Annotated in this window: 18 protein-coding genes; all 18 read right to left on the bottom strand. The window is 64.6% G+C overall.

Going from position 1 to position 20,112, the window contains the following annotated elements:
• Nucleotides 1-18: 18 nt before the first annotated feature.
• The gene (locus tag QZM72_RS02915; RefSeq protein WP_089471511.1) at nucleotides 19-954 is read right to left on the bottom strand and encodes an SIS domain-containing protein; all 936 of its coding nucleotides are present in this window, start codon (nucleotides 952-954) and stop codon (nucleotides 19-21) included.
• Nucleotides 932-1,738, bottom strand: coding sequence for a 3-deoxy-manno-octulosonate cytidylyltransferase (gene kdsB / locus QZM72_RS02920; RefSeq protein ID WP_301737095.1), 807 nt, complete (start codon nucleotides 1,736-1,738; stop codon nucleotides 932-934). The genes QZM72_RS02915 and kdsB overlap by 23 nt, the downstream gene beginning before the upstream one ends.
• Nucleotides 1,722-2,273 carry an HAD family hydrolase gene (locus tag QZM72_RS02925; protein WP_301737096.1) on the bottom strand — a complete coding sequence of 184 codons (552 nt, stop codon included), beginning with the start codon at nucleotides 2,271-2,273 and terminating at the stop codon, nucleotides 1,722-1,724. Before QZM72_RS02925 ends, kdsB begins: the two co-directional genes overlap by 17 nt.
• On the bottom strand, nucleotides 2,270-3,115 hold the full coding sequence (gene kdsA, locus QZM72_RS02930; RefSeq protein WP_301737097.1) for a 3-deoxy-8-phosphooctulonate synthase: 846 nt from the start codon (nucleotides 3,113-3,115) through the stop codon (nucleotides 2,270-2,272). Before kdsA ends, QZM72_RS02925 begins: the two co-directional genes overlap by 4 nt.
• A 52-nt stretch (nucleotides 3,116-3,167) precedes the next feature.
• The gene (locus QZM72_RS02935) at nucleotides 3,168-4,250 is read right to left on the bottom strand and encodes a glycosyltransferase (RefSeq protein ID WP_301737098.1); all 1,083 of its coding nucleotides are present in this window, start codon (nucleotides 4,248-4,250) and stop codon (nucleotides 3,168-3,170) included.
• A gap of 53 nt (nucleotides 4,251-4,303) precedes the next feature.
• Nucleotides 4,304-5,290, bottom strand: a complete 987-nt coding sequence (locus QZM72_RS02940; protein WP_301737099.1) for a glycosyltransferase — start codon at nucleotides 5,288-5,290, stop codon at nucleotides 4,304-4,306.
• Nucleotides 5,287-5,817, bottom strand: coding sequence for a serine O-acetyltransferase (locus tag QZM72_RS02945; RefSeq protein ID WP_301737100.1), 531 nt, complete (start codon nucleotides 5,815-5,817; stop codon nucleotides 5,287-5,289). The genes QZM72_RS02940 and QZM72_RS02945 overlap by 4 nt, the downstream gene beginning before the upstream one ends.
• A 1-nt stretch (nucleotide 5,818) precedes the next feature.
• Nucleotides 5,819-7,018 (bottom strand): capsular biosynthesis protein, encoded by a 1,200-nt coding sequence (locus QZM72_RS02950; RefSeq protein ID WP_301737101.1) that lies wholly within the window; start codon nucleotides 7,016-7,018, stop codon nucleotides 5,819-5,821.
• A gap of 28 nt (nucleotides 7,019-7,046) precedes the next feature.
• Nucleotides 7,047-8,279 (bottom strand): lipopolysaccharide biosynthesis protein, encoded by a 1,233-nt coding sequence (locus QZM72_RS02955; RefSeq protein WP_301737102.1) that lies wholly within the window; start codon nucleotides 8,277-8,279, stop codon nucleotides 7,047-7,049.
• Between the two features lie 63 nt (nucleotides 8,280-8,342).
• Nucleotides 8,343-10,580 carry a polysaccharide biosynthesis tyrosine autokinase gene (locus tag QZM72_RS02960; protein ID WP_301737103.1) on the bottom strand — a complete coding sequence of 746 codons (2,238 nt, stop codon included), beginning with the start codon at nucleotides 10,578-10,580 and terminating at the stop codon, nucleotides 8,343-8,345.
• A gap of 51 nt (nucleotides 10,581-10,631) precedes the next feature.
• Nucleotides 10,632-11,066 carry a low molecular weight protein-tyrosine-phosphatase gene (locus tag QZM72_RS02965; RefSeq protein ID WP_301737104.1) on the bottom strand — a complete coding sequence of 145 codons (435 nt, stop codon included), beginning with the start codon at nucleotides 11,064-11,066 and terminating at the stop codon, nucleotides 10,632-10,634.
• On the bottom strand, nucleotides 11,063-12,232 hold the full coding sequence (locus QZM72_RS02970; protein WP_301737238.1) for a polysaccharide biosynthesis/export family protein: 1,170 nt from the start codon (nucleotides 12,230-12,232) through the stop codon (nucleotides 11,063-11,065). Before QZM72_RS02970 ends, QZM72_RS02965 begins: the two co-directional genes overlap by 4 nt.
• A gap of 170 nt (nucleotides 12,233-12,402) precedes the next feature.
• Nucleotides 12,403-13,479: a sugar transferase gene (locus QZM72_RS02975; RefSeq protein WP_301737105.1), complete on the bottom strand. Its 1,077-nt coding sequence runs from the start codon at nucleotides 13,477-13,479 to the stop codon at nucleotides 12,403-12,405.
• 733 nt (nucleotides 13,480-14,212) lie between these two features.
• Nucleotides 14,213-15,181 (bottom strand): helix-turn-helix domain-containing protein, encoded by a 969-nt coding sequence (locus QZM72_RS02980; protein WP_367620015.1) that lies wholly within the window; start codon nucleotides 15,179-15,181, stop codon nucleotides 14,213-14,215.
• A gap of 235 nt (nucleotides 15,182-15,416) precedes the next feature.
• On the bottom strand, nucleotides 15,417-15,725 hold the full coding sequence (locus tag QZM72_RS02985; protein WP_301737107.1) for a hypothetical protein: 309 nt from the start codon (nucleotides 15,723-15,725) through the stop codon (nucleotides 15,417-15,419).
• Nucleotides 15,726-16,653: 928 nt separating this feature from the next.
• Nucleotides 16,654-17,478, bottom strand: a complete 825-nt coding sequence (locus QZM72_RS02990; protein ID WP_301737108.1) for an alpha/beta fold hydrolase — start codon at nucleotides 17,476-17,478, stop codon at nucleotides 16,654-16,656.
• Between the two features lie 149 nt (nucleotides 17,479-17,627).
• A complete protein-coding gene (locus tag QZM72_RS02995) occupies nucleotides 17,628-18,617 on the bottom strand; it encodes a LysR substrate-binding domain-containing protein (protein ID WP_367620016.1) in 990 nt (329 codons plus the stop codon).
• Nucleotides 18,618-19,242: 625 nt separating this feature from the next.
• Nucleotides 19,243-20,103, bottom strand: a complete 861-nt coding sequence (locus tag QZM72_RS03000; protein ID WP_301737239.1) for a ferritin-like domain-containing protein — start codon at nucleotides 20,101-20,103, stop codon at nucleotides 19,243-19,245.
• Between the last annotated feature and the right edge of the window lie 9 nt (nucleotides 20,104-20,112).

The raw sequence follows: 20,112 nt of genomic DNA on the forward strand, positions 1-20,112 counted from the left end.
CCGATACCGGCCGCCCGTCTATTTCTTGAACACGCCGACGACGTTGCTGCCGTCGACCACCAGCAACGCGCCGATGCGCTGCTGCTGCATCAGCAGCAACGCATCCTCGACCCGCGTACCGGGGCGCACCGTGCAAGGCTCGATCGACATCATGTCGGCCGCCGTGCGCCGCAATACGCCGTCGCCATACCGCTCGATCGCGCGGCGGATGTCGCCGTCGGTCACGATGCCCCAACCCGCATTCCGCTTCACGATCGCGAGCCCGAGACGCCCGCGCGTCATCGCGTCCAGCACGTCGAGCGTCGACATGTCTTCCGTCACGAGCGGCAGGTCCCCGCACGCCATTTCGTCGTCGACCGTGGACAGGAGCCGGCGTCCGAGCGAGCCGCCCGGGTGAAAGCGTGCGAAGTGCTCGGGCTGGAAGCCGCGCGCCCGCATCAGCGTGACCGCCAGCGCATCGCCCATCGCGAGCGTGGCCGTCGTCGATGCGGTCGGCGCGAGCTGCAGCGGGCACGCCTCGCGTTCGACGCCGATATCGAGGTGAACCCGCGCGGCACACGCGAGGGTCGACGCAGGATTGCCGGTCAGGGCGATCAGGTCGTTGCCGTTGCTGCGCAAGAACGGGATCAGCTTGATCACCTCGTCCGTTTCCCCGGAATTCGAAATCGCGAGAAACGTGTCGTCCGGCGTCACCATCCCCAGATCGCCGTGATAAGCCTCGCCCGGATGCATGAAGAAGCCGGGCGTGCCGGTGCTCGACAGCGTCGCGGCGATCTTCCTGCCGACGATACCGGACTTGCCCATCCCGCACACGACGACGCGCCCGCGCGAGCCGAGAATGATCTCGATCGCGCCGTCGAAATTCGCGTCGAGCCGCGCGGCCACGCCGGCCAATGCCCGCGATTCGATCTCGAAGACCTGCCGGGCGGATTCAATATGGTTCTGTCGCATCATGGGTTTGCCGTTTGAGAAGGGAGACGACGCGCGCGACGTCGTCGGGTGTGTCGATGCCGGCCGGCGGCGCATCGGGCCATCGCATCACGTCGATCGGCATGCCGAGCCAGAGCGCCCGCAACTGCTCGAGCCGCTCCAGTTGCTCGAGTTCGCACGGCGCCGCGGCCGCCAGCGACTGCAACGCCGTATTCGCGTAGCCGTAGAGGCCGATGTGCCGCAGAAAACCGCCGCCGCTCGGTCCGCTCGTTTGCGCGGGCCGGCCGTCACGGCAGAACGGAATCGCCGCGCGCGAGAAATACAGCGCACGCCCCCGGCCGTCGACGACGAGCTTGACGATGCCCGGCTCGTCGAGCAGCGCGGCGTCGCCGACCGGGCAGGCCACCGTCGCGACACCGAGGTCCGGCGCCACGCTGCAGAAGCCGGCGAATGCCCTGAGCAGCGCCGTGGGCACGAGCGGTTCGTCGCCCTGTACGTTGAGCACGGCATCGGTGTCGCGCCAGCCGAACGCCCGCGCGACTTCCGCGGCGCGATCGGTGCCGGACGCGTGACCGGCATCGGTCATCGCGAAACGGATGCCGCGCGCGGCGAGCACCTCGGCGATACGCGAATCGTCGATCGCCACGACGATGTCGGTATCGGGCAGCGCACCGCGCACGCGCGCGTGCACGCGGACGATCATCGGTTCGCCGTCCAGATCGACGAGCGGTTTTCCCGGCAGGCGCGTCGAGCCGTATCGGGCCGGGATCACGACGTGCACCGGCCGCCCGTTATTGAATGACGTCATGGCTGCTCCATGCTTCGAACAACGGCCGGTACGCATCGTCGAGCGACAGCCCGGCCCCGGTCAGCAGATGCTCGGTCACCTCGCGCGCCACGCCGCGGCCGCCCGCCGTGCGGGCGACATGATCGACGCGTGCGCGGACGAGCGGATGCGCATCGGCCGGCGCATACGACACGCCGACGCGTTCGATGACCGCGAGATCGTTCACGTCGTCGCCGACGTACGCGATTTCGTGGTCGCCCACTCGTTGCCGTGCCTTGACGTCCGCATAGCCGGCGGCCTTGTCGTCGCAGCCGGTCACCAGCACGTCGACGCCGAGTTGCCCGGCCCGCCAGGCCAGCGCGCCGCTATGCTTGCCCGACAGAATGCCGACGCGGATTCCGTGCGCGCGCAGCAGTGCGACCGCGACACCGTCGTGCGCGTGAAAGCTCTTCATGAACTCGCCGTCGGCCGTCACGTGCAGCAGGCCGTCCGTCAGCACGCCGTCGACGTCGAACAGCACCAGGCGCACGGCGCCGCGATACATCGCGCCGCTCATCGGATATCGAGCGGCGCAAGCCGCTTGACCAGATCGTCCACCGCCTTCGCCTGCTGCAGGAATGCATCGAGCAACGCGAGCGGCAGCGCACTCGGGCCGTCGCAACGCGCGTGGTCGGGGTCGGGATGTGCTTCGAGGAACAGCCCGGCCAGCCCCACCGCCATCCCGGCGCGCGCGAGATCGAGCACCTGCCGCCGCCGCCCGCCCGACGCGGCGCCGTGAGGATCGCGCATCTGCAGGCTGTGCGTGACGTCGAAGATCACCGGGCAGTCGCCCGTCGCATCGCGCATCTGGCGAAAACCGAGCATGTCGACGACGAGATTGTCGTAGCCGAACGACGAACCGCGCTCGCACAGGATCACGCGGTCGTTGCCGGCCTCGCGGCATTTCGATACGACGTGCTCGATCTGCGTCGGGCTCATGAACTGCGGCTTCTTGATATTGACCACGTTGCCGGTCTCGGCGATCGCGACCACGAGATCGGTCTGACGCGCGAGGAATGCCGGTATCTGCAGGACGTCGACGATCTGCGAGACCGGGCCGGCCTGCCACACCTCATGCACGTCCGTGATCACGGGCACGCCGAACCGGTGCCTGACTTCGTCCAGGATCCGCAGCCCCGCGTCGAAGCCCACGCCGCGATACGAGTGGATCGACGAACGGTTGGCCTTGTCGAACGACGCCTTGAACACCAGCGGAATGCCGAGACGGCGCGTGACCTCGACGAACGTGCCGCACACGTCGAGCGTGAGCTCGAGGCTTTCGAGCACGTTGAGGCCGCCGAAGAGGACGAACGGCAGGTCGTTGCCGACCGTGACGTCCGGCGTGATGGTTACATTCATAAGGTTCTCCACGAAATGAGGACGATGGTGTTCTCGTCGTTGCTTGCCGACGTCAGCGCTCCGCGCTCGCCGCATAGAGCGGCGCAAGCTCGCCGAACAGGCGCTCCTCGCCGAAACGCCGCCGCGCCTCGCGGTTCGCCCGGCGGCCCAGTTCCGACCGCAGTGCAGCGTCGCCGGCAAGGCGCTGCAGCCACGCGGCCGCGTCGGCGGCCGTCGCATAGATCACGCCGGTCTGCAAATGACGCACGACATCGACGTTGCCCGCACAGTCGGACACGACGACGGGCCGGCCGGCCAGCATCGCCTCGATCACCGACACCGGCATCCCTTCCCACGACGAGGTCGACAGGTACACGTCCGCGCATCCGAGCCGACGCTCGACCTCGTCGCGCGACAGCCATCCGGTCACTTCGACGCCGGCCTTTTCCAGTTCCGCCTTCGAACCATCGTCGCCGTCGCCGATCCAGACGAAGCGCGTCCCGCGCGCGCGCATGCCGTACGCGATCTGCGCGAACAGGCCCGGATTCTTTTGCGCGCGGATACCGCCGACCGTCACCACATAGACGGGACCGTCCAGGGGCCGCGCGGCGTCGCCCGAATGCGCGGTCGACGCGGCCTCGACCACCGCGTTCTCGACCACCACCACCGGCTGACGCAGCCAGGTGCGGATCGCTCGGCTTTCACTTTCCGAGCACGCTACGTAAAGGCACTTGCGCACGCACGCGATTCTCTCCAGGCCGACGAACGCCAGCCGCTTCACGCGCGAGATGTCGCGGCGCATGAACGAGATGCAGTGCGGACTGTAGAAGAACGCCGCGTTCGGCAACGCAAACAGCGTCGACAGCCGCCCCAAAAAGCCGGCAAACGACGAATGCATGTGCACGACGTCCGGGCCGATCGCGTTGAGCGTCGTGCGCAGGCGCATCACGGTCCGCCACGGGCCCGCGCCTTTCATCTGGACGTGGCGCAACGACACCCTCGCGTCGAACATCGCGGCCAGGCCGGGCGGCGTATCGGGCCGCACCGAATAGACGACGTGCACGTCGTGCCCTTCGCGAGCGAAGCGATTTGCAATCAGGCACACCATCGACAACGTGCCTGTCGCGCTGGATTCGACTATGTGGACGATTTTCATCGGGTCCGTTCCATCAAAAATGAGCCGCCGCGCACCGACGCCGAGCGACGCCGTCAAACACGCGGCCCGCGCCCCGCGACCGCATCGATATACGCGAGCACCCCGGACCCTTCGATCACGCGCCCCCATTCGAGCGACTTCATCGCGGCCGGATCGGGACGACGCGCACGAATCCGCGACAGCGGGAACAGTTCGTCGAAGATCGCCGCGCCGGTGACGTGACACGGAATGTCGAGTTCTTTCGCGGTGCGTACGTTCGACGGCGCGTCGTTGCAGACGATCTTTTTCCCGAGCGATGCGTATTCGAGCAACTTCGTCGGCGTCTGGAAGCAATGCGGCCGGTGATACGGAAAGAAGCACACCGCGTATTCGCTGTCGCGGACGATTCGCAGCGCGTCGCGTTGCGGCACGCGGCCGACGAAGCGAATGCCCGGCGTGTCGGCGAAAGCCGCGCGGATTTCAGGCTCCGGATGGCCGACCAGCACGAGCGTGTCCGCTTCGTCGCGCCGCGCGTCGCGGTAGGCGGCGAGCACCTTGTGAAAGCCGCGTTCGCGGCTCATCTCGCCGATATAGCAGAACCGCCCGGACGGCGTCGGCGCGGCGCCGGCACTGGCGTTGCCGCCAGCCGCGACATCGGCACCGGCTCCGGCCTCGACCGGATCGAAGATCCAGTCCGGCACGCCCATCGGCAGCAGCAACGCGCGCACGCCGTCGCGAAACGCCATCGCGTCGCGCATCCGCTCGTTCTGGAAGATGCGCAAATCGGGCCGCACGTTCAGCACGCGCTTCACGCGATCCTTGACGGCCGCGAGCCGGCCCACCGACAGCGAACGATAGTCGTGAATGACGAACCGCGCGGGCGGCAATGCCCGGTAGAAACCCATGATGCACCACAGGACGCATACGTCCCGGTCCGGGAAGCGCGCATACGCGTCGAGATCGCCGTCGAACACCTCGAATCCGTGCGTTCTCAGCCGACGGCCGTAGGCGGCGATCTCGGGATAGTTCGCCTTGCCGGGATGCAGAATGAACACTTTCATTTCGACTCCTTTCCGTTCTCGAGAATGCGCGCCGGCACGCCCACCGCGACGCCGCCTTCGGGCACGTCGGTCAGCACGACCGCCCCGGCGCCGATCCGCGCGCGGTCGCCGATGCGAACCTCCCCGAGCACGACGCTGTGCGCGCCGAACTCGACGCGATCGCCGATCGTCGGCACGCCGCCGAGCGTGCCGTCCTTCCGGATCGTGTTGCCGACGGTCACGCCGTGCCGCAGCGTGCAGTACGCGCCGATCGTCGCGTATCCGTTGATCACGAGGCCGGTGCCGTGATAGAGCGCGAGTCCCTTGCCGATCTTCGTCTTCGGCGGAATCTCGATGCCCATTACCCAGTCGCACAGCACGATGTACAGCAGGATCAGCGGCGCGCCGGCCACCAGCGTGAACCGGCTCCGGCACGCGAGGTAGTGCACGATTCGATAGAAGATCACCACGCTGCGCGTCTTCACGAACGCATTGCGGCGGCAGTCTTCGGCGATCGCCTCGGCGGTCTGTCGTAACGTGACGGGCATGTCAGCGCTGTCCCGCGAAAACGCGCCGCGCCGCATCGGCCGGAATATGCGCGGTGCCGAAGTAGTCGATGCCGTCGACCAGAAACGAATGGATGTACTTCAGCAGGCGCTCACGGTCGAATTCCTTGTAGAAACACCGCCCGAGCGACACCACGCGCTTGCCGTACAGCATCGCCTCCAGCCCGACCGTCGAATTGATCGTGACGACCGCATGCGCATGCCGCAACAGCTCCGTGGTCGGCGACGTGACGATCTCGAAGCGATACGTCTGCTGCAGGCGCACGACCGCGTCGATCTCGGCCGCGTCGGTTTCGGCCGGATGAAGTTTCACGAACAGGTCGGCGCTCTCGTTCGCCGCGAACGCGAACGCATGGCGAATCGCGTCGAGATTGCCGACGTCCGAGTGCAGCTTGATCTGCGTATCGCCGGACACCTGAAGCGGCAGGAATACATAGCGGCAGGTCGACAGCATGTCGGCCGACAGATGGATGGCCTGTCGCGGCGCCGGCATTCCGTTGCGCGCGCGCACACTTGCCAGACGCCGGCGGCCGACGCCGCGGCTGACTGCCTTCAGCAAATAGTTCGTCGCGGACGTGGCCTTGCGTCCGAACGACGTCCGCGCCTGCGGCAGCGGCTTCCGCTTGTCGCGCTCATAGGCCGACAGCCAGCGCGCATGCGTGTCCTCGTCGGGCAGCGGCAGGCGATCGATGACCTCGGGGTTGCGGCTGATCGTCGACAATGCATTGACGCCCAGCGAATCGACGAACAGCTTGCCCGGCAGATTCGAGATCTCGATGAAGCGGGTCGCCACGCCCTGCACCGTGCACGCCTGCCGCACCGCACGGCACACGAGCTGCTGCCCGTTCCACATCACGCACTGCTCGATCCGCAAGCCGCGCAGGACCTCCGATGCGATATGGAAAATCGCCGCCGACTCGCGTTTCGCACGCGCCTCGGTCATCTGCCCGTTCATCACTTCGATCGACAGTTGGTACGGCGTGCGGTCGGCGGGCTGGCCGTCGGGCACGTCGATCGGCATCAGCCGGTTCAGGTACACCGACCGGAAACCGCCCAGCAGCAGGCCCAGATGCGCGACCGGCTCGCTCGTCAGGAATGCGAACTCGTATTCGTACCGAACCGCGTTCACCAGACGGGTGACGAAGTAATAGCGCTCAAGGGAGTCGATGACTATCAGGATCATGGTGTACTCGTTCGTCGTATCGGCGTTCTCACGCCAGCGCCCCCGATCGGGACAGGTTCGCGTCGAGGACCCGGTACGTCAGCGCGATGCCCGCCGCCATCAGCGCCGCGCCGGTCAATGAAAAAATCAGTACGCTCGTCGGGGCAGACAGGTTCGTCAGCCGCGCGATGCCCAGCGCGCCGACGAGACCCATCCCGCAGGTCAGCTGAAACAGGAAATCGACACGCTGCGCGCGCGTGGCCAGGAAGATCTGCGACAGCGGCACATAGATCAGCTGCAGCGCGAACAGCGGCATCAGGCTGTAATAGAAGCCGACCGACCCGCGCCAGCTTGCGCCGAAGAACAGGTCGACGAGCGGCGCGAACAGCAGCAATCCGCCGGCCATGTACACGACGGCGAGAGCCGCGAGCGCGCGCGCGTAGGTGCGGTACACCCGATGCACCGCCGAGCCGGCATCCGGTCGCGCCATCGCGCCGATCGCGTCGCGCCGAAACACGCCGCCGACGCTCTGCGCGATCAGCGAAACCGGAAAGAACCCGAGCCGGTAAGCCGCGGCGAAGTAGCCGGCACTCTGCGCGTCGAACCAGTGTGGGATTGCGATCGCCAGCGCATAGGTCAGCACCGACGCGCACAGCGTCGACGGCAGGATGTACAGCGCGAACCGGCGATTCCTGACGAAGAAACCCGGCGACAACCGGAACGAATACCCTGCGCGATAGCCGCTCAGCACGATCGCGGCGGCCATCACGATCGACACTGCGGCGCTCACCCACGCGTACAGCGCGAATATGTCGACCTTGCCGCACGCCAGGCAGGCGAGCGACAGCACGAGACCGATCAGGAACCCACCGTTGACGACCATGCGCGACAGCGCAATCCATCCGTAGCGTCTGAGGCTGTTCAGGTAGGCGCCGGCAGCCAGCTGGACGAACGATGCCAGCGCATAGACGGCGACGGGATAGAGGTCCGCGCGGCGGGCGATCGCGATCAGCACCCCGCCCGCGGCGGCGACCATCAGGCTCAGCACCGTCACGTTCACCCACGCGTTGAACGATTCGCGCGGCGAATCGTCGACGCACGCGAGTTCGTAGCGCAATGCGAGCAGCGTGCCGACGAACGACGCCAGCGCGAGCAGATAGTTGAAGTGGCCGAGCGACGCCGGCCCGAACCGCCGTCCGATCACGAAGATGCAGACGAACAGCGCGATCTGCCCCATCACGACGCCGGCCAGCGAAACGATCGAATCCCGCGGATTGATCATCGCGCCTCCGTACGCCGCGCGCGACCGTATTCGCATGCCGTGCCGCCGGCTGCGCTGGACGTATCACGCATCCTGCGCCCCGTACTCGTATGCGACATAGCGATAACCGCCGTACTTCGACCCGTATCCGTACTGTCCGAGCCGCGGATTGACACCGTTGAAGATGACGCCGTTCAGGCGAACGCCGTTTTGCGCGAAGCGTTTCGCGGATTCGTCGATCTCGCCGAGCTTCGTCTTGCCCGCCATCGTGACGAGCAGCGCGGTACCGGCGAATGCGCCGAGAATGCCGGTATCGGGCACGGCGAGCACGGGTGCCGAGTCGATCACGACGATGTCGTAACACGGCGACAGACCGTCGAGCAGCGTCGAGAGATTGCGGTTCAACAGCAGTTCCGCGGGATTTTTCGGCATCGTGCCGGCCGAGATGAAGTCGAGCCCCTCGACCACCTCGCGATGAAGCACCTCCTCCACGCGTGCGCTGCCGGCAATCAGCTCCGTGAAGCCACGGCCGCGCGGAAAGCCGAGATAGTGGTGCATTCGGCCCTTGCGAATGTCGCCGTCGATCAGCAGCACGCGCTTCCCGGCGCTGGCCATCACGACCGCGAGGTTCGACGAGATGAAGGTCTTGCCGGCGCCCGGCGCGGGGCCGGCAATCAGCACGACGTTGTTCTTCGCCTCGAGCATCGCGAACTGCAGGGCGGTGCGCAGGCTCCGCAGGCACTCGACGGCCGGCTCGTTCGGGAAAGCGATCGACAGGACCGACTTGTGGCCGCTCTTGCGCGCGGCCTCTTCGGCCAGGTCGCGCTGACGGTCGCTGATCGGGACCGTCGCGTACACCGCGAGGCCGAGGCGGCGCTCGATCTCGTTGTGATCCGAGATGCCATGGAACAGCATCGAGCGGACGATCGCGGTGCCGCAGCCGGCGAGCAGCCCGAGCAGCAGCGACGCCAGCGCGACGAGCACCTTCTTCGGCCGCACCGCCACTTCCGGCACCGCGGCCGTGTCCACGAGGCGCACGTTGCCGACCTTGCCGGCCTGCACGAGCTGCAGCTGCTGCATGTTGTTCAGCAATGCCGTGTAGAGGTCGGTGTTGACCTTCACGTCGAGCATCAGCCGCACGGCCTCCTGCTGCAGATCCGGCAGGCGCCTGATCTGCAGCTCGGCGGCGTTCCGATAGCCGTTCAGCGCGGCGATTTGCTCGTCGATCACGGCCACGCTCGGGTGCCGTTCGGTGAAACGGGACATCAGCTCCTGCCGCTTCTGCTGCAACTCGAGCAGGCGCGTCTTCGCATCCGCGATCTGGGCCAGCGCGAGCTTCGCCTCCTCGGTGAGGTCGACCGTGCCATGCTCGTCGCGCAGCTTGGTCAGGCGCGCTTCGGAATCGGCCAGTTGCTGCTTGAGCTGCGGCAATTGCGCGGTGAGAAATTCAAGCGACTGCGCGGCCTCCGCCGATTTCCGCTCGATGTTCTGCCGCACGTACTGGCGGCCGATTTCGTTCATCGTGTCGCTGACCCATTTCGGATCGGTATCCTGAAGACTGGCAACGACGACGTCCGATTGCTTCACGCGTTCCTGCACGTTGAGGCGGTCGCGAATGTCCTCGATCGTCTTCAGCCGCGAGTGGCGAACCAGCATGAACGCGGCGCCCGGCTTCGCGGCGATCGATGCGACCTGCAGCACGATCGGGCCGCGCGGCGAGTCGAAGCGTTCGAGCGCGCCGACGGTGCCCTCGACCGGCGCATCGAGATCGCCGCCGTCGAGCCGATAGCGCTTGCCCCCGAGGCTCGTCAGCGTAAACGCGTCGCCTTCGTTCTTGCGCGGCACGTCGAAACGCTGCACGTCGATGCGTTCGCGGCCCCACGCGTAGCCGCCCAGGCCGGCGAGGCCGGGTTCGGACAAGCCGTCGCGATGGCGCGCGATCCAGTCGCCGATCAGCGGAAAGCGCTTCGGCTCCGCGTCGATGAACAGGTTGAGCTTGTCGACCGCACGTTCGACGACGAGGCGCGACGCGAGAATCTGCTGCTCGGCGGCGGCCGACGACTTGACGTCGAACAGCGCCGACACGTCGCCGAGCAACGACTTGGCAGCCGACGTGTCGGGACTGTCCTCGACCTGGACCATGATGTTGGCTTCGAACACGGGCTTGCCGAGAATCGCGTACGCGAGGCCGGCCGCGAGCAGCACGCACGTGATGGTCGCGATCAGCCAGCGGCTTTCCAGCAGAATGTCGAGCACCGCGACGAAATCGGTCTCGCTGCCGTCTTCGGCGGCTTGCGGCGGCGGGGCGGAGGGTTGGGTCATGGCACGATATGAGGCGTAGAAGTTCCAGTGGAGCGTCGGCCGACGGCGGCTTCAGACGATACGAAGGCGCTTCGACCACTCGGACACGCCGAGTTCGATCAGTCGCGCGCAGCGTTCGAACACGAACCTGGGCTGGCGGTAAGGGTCGTGCACGTCGAAGTCCGTGTATTCGCCGAGGCGGAACACGCGTCCCCGCGCGAACGGGAACCGGTTCTCGAGCGACGTGCGCTGTCGACGGTCCATCACGAGGATCAGGTCGGCGTCGGTACACAACGCGCGGTCGACCTGCCGGGCACGATGCGGCGACACGTCGAACCCGCGCAGGCGCATGACGTCCAGCGCGTACGGTGCGGCCGGCATGCCGACCAGCGCGTTCAGGCCGGCCGACGCGACGCGGCGCCCCGGCATCGACTGACGCAGCATCGCTTCGGCCATCGGGCTGCGGCAGATGTTGCCCTCGCAGACGATCAGGATGGACTCCATCATTTGGTCGCGATCGCCGCGGTCAGGCCGGCATTGATGGCCGGCAGCAACAGGCTGAGCACGCGGCTGAAGCGGACGAGCCCGTTGCCGTCGACATAGACGACATCCTTCGGCTTCAACTGGAATTGATTGGCGAGCACCATCGCGACCGGCGAGCGGGCATCGAGGTGATAGACCTGCGGTTGCTCGTCCTGCATCCCGCGCACCACGTAGAGCTGCGCGGCGTCGGCCGTGTTCGCGTTCAGGCTGCCGGCCTGCGCGATCGCCTCGCTCAACGTCAGCCGGCCGTTGCGCATCGGCAACGCCGTCACGGGCTTGTTGACCTCGCCCATCACGAATACGCCGCTCTCGTCGCGCGCCGGCACGCGCACGAGGTCGCCGTTGCGCAGCACGATCTTCGACGGATTGCGTCCTTGTTCGGCCATCCCGGTCAGATCGATCCGGCGCTCGACGCCGTCGCGCACCAGCACGATGCGACTCTGGTCGGCCGCCGCCGAGAAGCCGCCTGCCCGCCCTATCGCGTCATACAGCGTCATCGGGATGTCGTTCACCGGCTGCGAGCCCGGCGTATGCACCTCGCCCTCGATATAAACCTGCTTCGCGCGGAACGAGGCGATCCGCACCGTGACCTGCGGATTCCTGAACGTTTTGTCGAGACGGCGCGCAAGCTGCGTCTGCACCTGCTCGGCAGTCAACCCGGCGACCGGCAGCCGGCCCGCGTACGGGAATTGCAGCGTGCCGTCCTGATCGACGACGAACCCCGGCGGCGCATCCGCGGCGCGCGGCGCGGACTGTGCGGGCGCGCCGAGCGCCGCCGCCAGTTCGGGGTGATCCCATACGGTGATCTGCAACACGTCGCCGCGGCCAATGGTGTATGCGTCCGGCGACGAGACGATATCGCGAAGCTCGCCGGGTACACCGCGTTCGGTATCGCGCATGCGCCGGATCAGCGACAGGTCGATATTCGTCACCGGAACCGGCAGCGTGGCGCTCTCGCCGGGCGTCATGCCGCTTTGCAGCGGAATCGACGCCGGCTGCTGCATACGCATGCCCGGCGCGATACCGCACGCGCCCAGCAACGCACACAGCGGCAGGATCATCACGAGTGGGCCGACACGCGATCGTCGGCGCGGCGCGCGCGCCGGCTCCATTTGACGCAACCTCTGCATTACAACCTCGCTCTTTTTTAGTCTGAAATTGCTCCGGTCGCCTCGCGTCGTGTCGAACGCGAGTACAGCACCCCTGTCGAGACCGGACATGCCTGCTGCCACACCGTACCGTTGCGCCGGCTCCCGCCACGCGCGATCGAATCGCCTTCTCCGCGTGCGGATGGAAACGGCTAGTAAGCCCCCGAGCCGCGCACCACCACGTTGATCGTCCTGAACAGAATGCCGATGTCGCGGCGCAGCGACCAATCGCGAACGTAGGACACGTCGAGCGACACGCGCGTCGAATAGTCGGTGTCGTTGCGGCCGCTGACCTGCCAGAGGCCGGTCATGCCGGGCTTGGCCATCAGGTAGTAGCGCACGTCGGCGCCGTAGCGTTCGAGTTCGGCCTCGACGATGGGCCGCGGCCCGACCAGGCTCATGTCGCCCTTCAGCACGTTCAGCAACTGCGGCAGTTCGTCGAGGCTCGTCTTGCGCAGCAGGCGGCCGATCGGCGTGATGCGGACATCGTTCTTCAGCTTGAATTCGCGCGCCCATTCCGCCCGGGCGTCGGCGTCGCGCTCCAGCAGCGCCTTGAGCACCGCATCGGCGTTCGTCACCATCGAGCGGAATTTCAGGCACTTGAACCGCCGGCCGTTTCGGCCGACACGCTCGTGCCCGAAGATCGCGGGACCGCCATCGCGCCTCACGGCCCACGCGATGCCCAGCAATGCCGGCGCGAGCACGACGAGCAGCAACGACGCGCCCACCAGGTCGAAGCTCCGCTTGACCATTCGCTTGAGGCGCCCGACCGTCCGGTGGCCGATCTCCAGCTGGCCGCGCAGGTCCGCGTGTGCGATCGCCGCCGCGCGCACCTGACCGCCCGCACGCTCGATCACGCCAAAGATCGCGAGCGTCAGCGCCCGGAACGCGATCAGGCCGACCCCGCTGGCGAGCGTCCAGCACACGAACCACTCGCTCGACAGCACATGCGCACGATGCAGCACGTAAAGCAGCGCGGTGCTCATGCCCTGCACGACGATCCATGCAAGCACCGTGCGCCCGAGCAGGTGCAGCGCCGATCGCGTTCGCGCCCTCTCGTAGATGCCGCAGGCGGGAAATACCGACAACGCCAGCGCGGCGGCAAACGCGACGAGAGCACCGTCGAACAGGGTGCCGCGCGCACCGCCGGTCGCACCGATCAACGCGGGGATGAACGCGCCCAGCACGATCATTCCGATATCGGTCGCTCGATTGATCAATGAATTCATTGATATGAACTCCTAAGTCATCATCCAATATCCATTCACGACGCAGTGCGGCATCACGTCATGCGGCACGCTGGTTGCGGCGCCTCTGCTTCAACGTTTCCGCAGTGCATCATATTCGCCGCGACTCGCGCCTTTATCGATTGCGTCCGAATCCGCCTTGTTGATGGCGGAAAAAATCAAGCCGATTCCGCGAGCGAATTATTCAAGCTATTTCCCGAATCGAGCGATGCACGAATAACGTGCGTTCTCACCCATTCATGCACGGATTCGGATCAGATATACGACACGACTTTCATCTCGATTTGCAATTCGACGCGGCCGTCATTGCCCGCGCACGGAGCACGCGCATGCACCGCCTGGCGCGTCTGAGCCTACGAGCGAGCATTGGCCGGACTACAGCACTCGATGCTCGCTCAACGAATAAAAAGGCCTGCACGGTTCGCTCACGACGATCCGGCAGGCAAAATTCCGAGGAGTGCCGGGGTGCCGCCTCCTCGAAAGGCCAGGCGATAACTTAATCAACGGAAATACGCATGGGTTGATTCATGTCCGACCATGCCACGATTGTGGCTGAATCCGCCTTTATCAGATCAGAATTGACTACACTTCTTATTTGCAATCCGAATTAATAAAAAATTCACTCCGACCAAACATCGATATCCACGTATGGATTTGAATTCGTGCAAAGAGATTACGTCGATTGGTGGAAAATGGCGAATTGCGATCGCCCGCTCTAGGACGACGCGCCGCTCATCCAGCCGCCCAAATCCGACGCGTACAGCGTGTCCGTCGAGGCGTCACTGTCCTTTCGTGCCGCTGCCCGAAATTCGGTCGGCGACGTCTGCAAGTGCTGGCGAAACAGTTTCGCCATCCGGTCGCCGCTGCCGAGGCCGGTACGCCGCGCGACCTTGTCCGCCGGAAGATCCGTCTCGATCAGCATGCGGCAGGCCTTTTCGAGGCGTATCCTCAGCACGAACTCGGTCGGCGTGACACCGATTTCGTTCTTGAAGCGCCGCAAGAAATTGCGCTCGCTCATCGCGGCGGCCTGCGCGGCATCGGCGATCGAAATGCGGTTCTCGCTATTGACCCGCAAATGATGCGCGGCCATCCGGATCAGCGTGCTCGCACGAGCGACGCGTGCGCCGAACAGCACGTCGGTCAGTTTGCGGTTCGCGCCGGACACCATGCACATCACGATTTCCTGCGCGATTTCGTAACCCATGTCCACCCGGACGATCGACAACGCATCGGAGAAAGGCCCGTCGTCTTCGTCGCCGGCGGCTTCATCGTCATCGCGGCCGACAGACGACGCGCCGCCGTCCGTTCCCGGCGCGGCCTTCTCTATCTCCTTCTGCGCCAGGCGCATCTGCGTCAGCAATCTCCGGCCGCCATGGCTGCCGCGCACGACCCGCGCCCGCTGATGGACATGCCGGACCCACGCAATAAACTGTTCGTCGAGCTCGTCGGTCCCGCCTTGACCGCTCAACACGAACATCGCGTGCACCCTGCTCGCTTCGAGTGTGCGCGCTGCTTCCGTCCAGATGCCCACGCCCGACGACGAACGAACCGGGCCGCCATGCACGGAATACAGGCGCAATTCGTAACGGTCGACGAATGCACCATCGACCCGCCCGAGCTGATTCGCCAGTTCGAAAACGGCGGCCAGCTTGCCCATCTGCATAATGGAAAAACCCTCGAGCAACAGTACGATTACGCTTGCTCGCTGATGTCCGTTGCCGGCGCCTCTACCCCGATTCACGCTTGACCCCGTCGATGAATGATTCGGCACTGTTTGCATCTTGCGGCCCTTTAACAATTTCTTACATTTGTTGTTTTCTGCGCCGCATCATAAGGGGCGGTTCTCGTTCGCCGATTTGTCAATGTCTGTTTTCGCCGTGTTGTTGTCGGATTCAATCAAGCCAATGATATGGAACTATTTATTGAAATTCGTCAATTTCGGTGAAGATACTGTCACGCCATTTCGCGGGAAATTGACGTGCATCAATGTCAAGAAATATAAATCGGGATAACGCAGGCAGGGGGATATCGCCGGTAATGAAGAGAAACCGAAATCGATCGAATGCGTCGCCTTTTCCGAGTGGCGCCGCCGCAATGGGCGAGCGGGTCGTATCGCGGGGACCCCACGCGGGCGAGGGTGAGAACCGTTTCAGGCGCGCATGGTCGATGTCGCTCAGGTCGGGATGAAAGCGGCCTGCAATAAAGCACGTGGCTGCCCACGCCGACATGCCGTCGAGCCCAAACCCTGGCCAGTATTCCGATTGCTCGCGCGCTCCGGTGGAACGTTTGCGTCAAAGCTGGATACTCCGATTTTCGACTTCACCCGGGCTGGTCGTTGGAATTAGGCGAATCGGTGGTGCCGCGAGTGCATCGCACACGCATCGATTTCGCGCAAACGTTCATCTGGGGGGATTGGGGTGCGCATTTAAGGAAAATTCAGATCGTATGTGACCTCGGATCGGTAATGAAATACCGGCGCCATCGTCGAATCTTTCGGTATAGCGTCACGCAAACGTTTGTCGTTGAAGAGGCCCAGGAGCCGATACATGGACCGCGTGAAATTCCCGAGAATTACACGCGATTACTATTGATTACACGAGATGATTCGCCCGCGTGCCGGATCCTGTGCGGTTTATCGGACTTGTCGGCATCGATCCGTCATAGGGCATTCGTCCGGCGGGCGCTCATCGAATTCGGATCGACTTCTTTCGATGGGCGTTGCGCGTCGGTCGAATGCGGCACATGCGATATGCGCGCTGCCCTGTCCGCACCGCCGGCCCGGGATCACGAAAGGAGAAAACGGTTGCGGGCTACCACGCCAGACGCATTTCAGTCATGCACCCGGTGCGCAACAAACTTTCATTCGTACTTCCGATTTTCGTGCGTCGACAGGAAACGCTCAATGTCCAATCGAATCGGTAGTACTCCGGAAGACGGATGGTCGATCGCATACATTCTGCCACGCGACCCGACAGCGGCGCTCACGCCAACGCCCAACGCCCAACGCCCAACGCCCAACGCCCAACGCCCAACGCCCAACGCCCAACGCCCAACGCAATCAGGATCATAGAAACCCGGCAGCCGCGCGCATGCCCGTCTGACAATTCCGACCGCTGCGCGGCGCCGAGCGTGCGGGCGTCGCAGTTCGCGCGATCGTCAGTTCGACGGGAGTTGCTGCGCGTCGAACCAGTCGAGCAGCGTGCGCGTGACGAACGCCGGATTTTCCAGGTTCGAGATATGGCCGGCGTCGGGCACCAGCGCATGCGCGCAGCCGATCACGCTCGCCATCTTCACGGTTTCCGACGGCGGGCGCGCCATGTCGCCCGCGCCGCACATCAGCAGGGTGCGCGCGGCATCGAGTTCGGCAAGTGTCGCGAGCGTATCGGGCCGGCCGAAGATCAGCCGGCCGAGCGGCGCGATCGATTGCCGCAGCCGGTCGGCCGGCAGGTTCGCGAGCGCATCGCGAAACGCCGTCGGCAACGGGTCGTCGAGATTGACGTCCGGCCGGAAGAACAGCGGCACGATCGCGTCGAGCAGCGGCGGCGCGATGCGGCCCGCGGCCTCGATCGCGTCGAGCATCGCGAAGTAGCGGGTGCGCGTCGCATCGGGTTCGGCTTCGAGCGACGCATCCATGATCACGAGCGAGCGCACGCGCTGCGGCTCGCGCAACGCCAGCCGGGCGCCCCACATGCCGCCGACGCTGAGCCCGACGATCGCGCACTGTTCGATCTCCAGCGCGTCGAGCAACGCGCTTGCGTGCGCGGCGAGATCGTCGAGCGTGTGCGTGCCGCTCGGCAGCGCGCCCGATTCGCCATGCCCCCACAGATCCGGCACGATCACGCGATAGCGTCGCGACAATGCGTCGATTTGCGGCGCCCACATCGTCGCGTCCCACAGATAGCTGTGCCCGAGTAGCACCGGAAAACCGGCGCCGCGATCGAGGTAGTGCAGGGTACTGCCATGAATGCTGTGTGCGGGCATGCTGTCTCCGGGGGTGTCAAGACGCGGCGGTGGCCCGGAAACGGGTGCCGCGGTCGGCGGCGTTCTGCGACGAACGCGAAGCGGCGCATCATCGCACAGGTTGCAGGTGCCGCGCATGACGCCGCGCGCGACGCATTCGCCGCGCCGCGCTAGCCGACGCGGTACATCGGCAGCACGTTGCTGCCGGCGCTATCCTGCTCCGTCTCGAGCGAATGACACGCTTGTTCGAGCAGCCAGTTGGTCAGCACCGCGATATCGAATTCGTTGCACGCATCGGGGTTCTGCACGAGCATGTAGCTGCCCGATGCAACGGTGCAGTGCGGGAACAGCTCGACGAGCCGCCCCTGCTTCAACAGCCCGTCGACCAGCGGCCGCCTGCCGATCGCGATGCCGTGGCCGTCGACCGCGGCCTGGACCAGTTGATCGTACTGGCTGAAGTGCAGCGCGCCGGCCGGCCGCAGCCGCGGCACGCCGAGTTCCTTCAGCAAATGGCTCCACCCATGCCACGGCCACTCGCCGCGCGGATCGTCGAGGTGCAGCAGCACGTGCTTGTCGAGGTCGGCCGGCCTCATCGACGCGGCGTCGCCCGCCGCCACCAGGCTCGGGCTGCACACCGCGACGACCCGCTCGCGAAACAGCACGTCCGTATCGTCGGTCGACGTATACGGGCCTGCATAGCGCACGGCCAGGTGCAAACGTTTGCGCTTGAGATCTTCGATTTCGCTCGTGGCCGACACGCGCACGTCGATGTCCGGATAGCTGGCGCGGAACGAACCGAGGCGTGGAATCAGCCACAGCGCGGCGAACGAGACGGTGGTCGACAACGAGATGGCGCGCTGGCCGACACTCGACGACAGCTTGCCGACCACCGATTCCAGGTCGGACAACGCGAACGAGATCGCGTCGTACAGCTCGCGCCCCTTGTCGGTCAGCGTCAACGAACGAATGTGCCGATGGAACAGCTCGATCCGGAGCTGCTCTTCGAGCGCCTTGACCTGCCGACTCACGGCAGATTGCGTGACGTTCAGTTCCTGCCCCGCCCGCGTGAAGCTCAAATGGCGCGCCGCGCATTCGAAGCCCCGCAGGAAATCCAGCGAAGGCAGACTTCTCAATCGCTTTGCCAATCTCACATTAGCCATACCGCCGCCTCAAAGTTGCACCCATCGACCGATAAGTCGCCCTTCGTCTCCCTGAATCGTTTCTCCTATTTGGATTCGGAAACGATTTTATCTTGAAGTATGGAGGCACAGCATTCTTATTTTCAATCGTGACACTTGTATTTATCTATCGATTTTCATCGCATCGACTTACTTACACCAACATTGTCCATGTAGTGATTTTGTAAATTTATATCCGAACGAATCCGCCCCCAAGATAGTCGATAAACCCCCGTAAAAACATAGAATTACCATAAAAACACGACGCTCTCATGCCGGGTTCGTCGCGCAAACAGACGCAACACCAGGTTCCTACAATTCAATTTCAATTAGCTGACTTTTAATTCTATTTCCCGGATTGCGAAAGACAAACGGCCAGCAACATACACGAAAAATACCGGTTAAATCCCGAATTAAGTGTTTACATAAATATACTAAACACAAGAAGTTCAAAGGATCATGCAATTTCAAGAAACCGATGCGTCGATTATGTCCGGAAATGATTAATTCTCCGGCCGTTAGCGCCATTAGCGCAGGTCGGCTGCATGGCGTTCGCCTGTCGGCCGGAATGGAGCCCGCGCCGCGCGATAGCTGAGGTGTCGATCCGCTACGCGCAGTCCACCGCATCCTTCGTCCGCGCGATCACTTCGCGGCGATAGCGGTTCAGTTCCTGCGCGGTCGCGAACGTGCGCTCGAACAGGATCGACAGGTTGTGCAGAATCCGCTCGACGACCTTCTTCTCCCACTCGCCGTCGAAACGGATCTGCTCGTCGAGCCAGCGCTCGAGCCATTCCGGATCGGGCAGACGTGACTGCACGGTGTCGCGCGGGAACAGCGCCTGGTTCACGTGCAGGTTGGTCGGGTGAAGCGGTTTTTCGGTGCGGCGCGCCGACGCCATCAGCACGCCGATCTTCGCGAATGCGGCACGGGCGACGTCGCCGTGGTCGTTCAGCGCCTTCTTCATATAGCGCAGGTACGCGCCGCCATGGCGCGCTTCATCGCGCGAAATCGTGTCGTAGATCTGCTTGATGACGGGCTCGGTGTGCCAGTCGGCCGCGCAGCGGTACCAGTGGTTCAGGCGGATTTCGCCGCAGAAGTGCAGCATCAGCGTCTCGAGCGGCGGCGCCGGATCGAACTGGAAGCGCACCGCGTGCAGTTCCTCTTCGGTCGGCACCATCTCCGGCTTGAAGCGGCGCAGGTATTCCATCAGCACGAGCGAATGCTTCTGCTCCTCGAAGAACCATACGCTCATGAACGCGGAAAAATCGCTGTCGTGCTGGTTGTCGCGCAGGAACATTTCCGTGGCGGGCAACGCCGACCATTCGGTGATCGCGTTCATCTTGATCGTCTTCGCCTGCTCGTCGGTGAGCAGCGAAGCGTCGAACTTGTCCCACGGAATGTCCTTCTCCATGTCCCAGCGGACAGCTTCGAGCGATCTGAAAAGTTCCGGATAGAGCATCGTCGTCACCGTGGTTGC

Source organism: Burkholderia sp. AU45388 (assembly GCF_030481585.1).
Classification (GTDB): domain Bacteria; phylum Pseudomonadota; class Gammaproteobacteria; order Burkholderiales; family Burkholderiaceae; genus Burkholderia; species Burkholderia sola.

What these genes read in the sequence shown, in the direction of transcription:
- QZM72_RS02915 (WP_089471511.1), bottom strand. Translation starts at nt 954, where the DNA reads ATGATGCGACAGAACCATATTGAATCCGCCCGGCAGGTCTTCGAGATC.
- kdsB (WP_301737095.1), bottom strand. Translation starts at nt 1,738, where the DNA reads ATGACGTCATTCAATAACGGGCGGCCGGTGCACGTCGTGATCCCGGCC.
- QZM72_RS02925 (WP_301737096.1), bottom strand. Translation starts at nt 2,273, where the DNA reads ATGAGCGGCGCGATGTATCGCGGCGCCGTGCGCCTGGTGCTGTTCGAC.
- kdsA (WP_301737097.1), bottom strand. Translation starts at nt 3,115, where the DNA reads ATGAATGTAACCATCACGCCGGACGTCACGGTCGGCAACGACCTGCCG.
- QZM72_RS02935 (WP_301737098.1), bottom strand. Translation starts at nt 4,250, where the DNA reads ATGAAAATCGTCCACATAGTCGAATCCAGCGCGACAGGCACGTTGTCG.
- QZM72_RS02940 (WP_301737099.1), bottom strand. Translation starts at nt 5,290, where the DNA reads ATGAAAGTGTTCATTCTGCATCCCGGCAAGGCGAACTATCCCGAGATC.
- QZM72_RS02945 (WP_301737100.1), bottom strand. Translation starts at nt 5,817, where the DNA reads ATGCCCGTCACGTTACGACAGACCGCCGAGGCGATCGCCGAAGACTGC.
- QZM72_RS02950 (WP_301737101.1), bottom strand. Translation starts at nt 7,018, where the DNA reads ATGATCCTGATAGTCATCGACTCCCTTGAGCGCTATTACTTCGTCACC.
- QZM72_RS02955 (WP_301737102.1), bottom strand. Translation starts at nt 8,279, where the DNA reads ATGATCAATCCGCGGGATTCGATCGTTTCGCTGGCCGGCGTCGTGATG.
- QZM72_RS02960 (WP_301737103.1), bottom strand. Translation starts at nt 10,580, where the DNA reads ATGACCCAACCCTCCGCCCCGCCGCCGCAAGCCGCCGAAGACGGCAGC.
- QZM72_RS02965 (WP_301737104.1), bottom strand. Translation starts at nt 11,066, where the DNA reads ATGATGGAGTCCATCCTGATCGTCTGCGAGGGCAACATCTGCCGCAGC.
- QZM72_RS02970 (WP_301737238.1), bottom strand. Translation starts at nt 12,232, where the DNA reads ATGCAGAGGTTGCGTCAAATGGAGCCGGCGCGCGCGCCGCGCCGACGA.
- QZM72_RS02975 (WP_301737105.1), bottom strand. Translation starts at nt 13,479, where the DNA reads ATGAATTCATTGATCAATCGAGCGACCGATATCGGAATGATCGTGCTG.
- QZM72_RS02985 (WP_301737107.1), bottom strand. Translation starts at nt 15,725, where the DNA reads ATGTCGGCGTGGGCAGCCACGTGCTTTATTGCAGGCCGCTTTCATCCC.
- QZM72_RS02990 (WP_301737108.1), bottom strand. Translation starts at nt 17,478, where the DNA reads ATGCCCGCACACAGCATTCATGGCAGTACCCTGCACTACCTCGATCGC.
- QZM72_RS02995 (WP_367620016.1), bottom strand. Translation starts at nt 18,617, where the DNA reads ATGGCTAATGTGAGATTGGCAAAGCGATTGAGAAGTCTGCCTTCGCTG.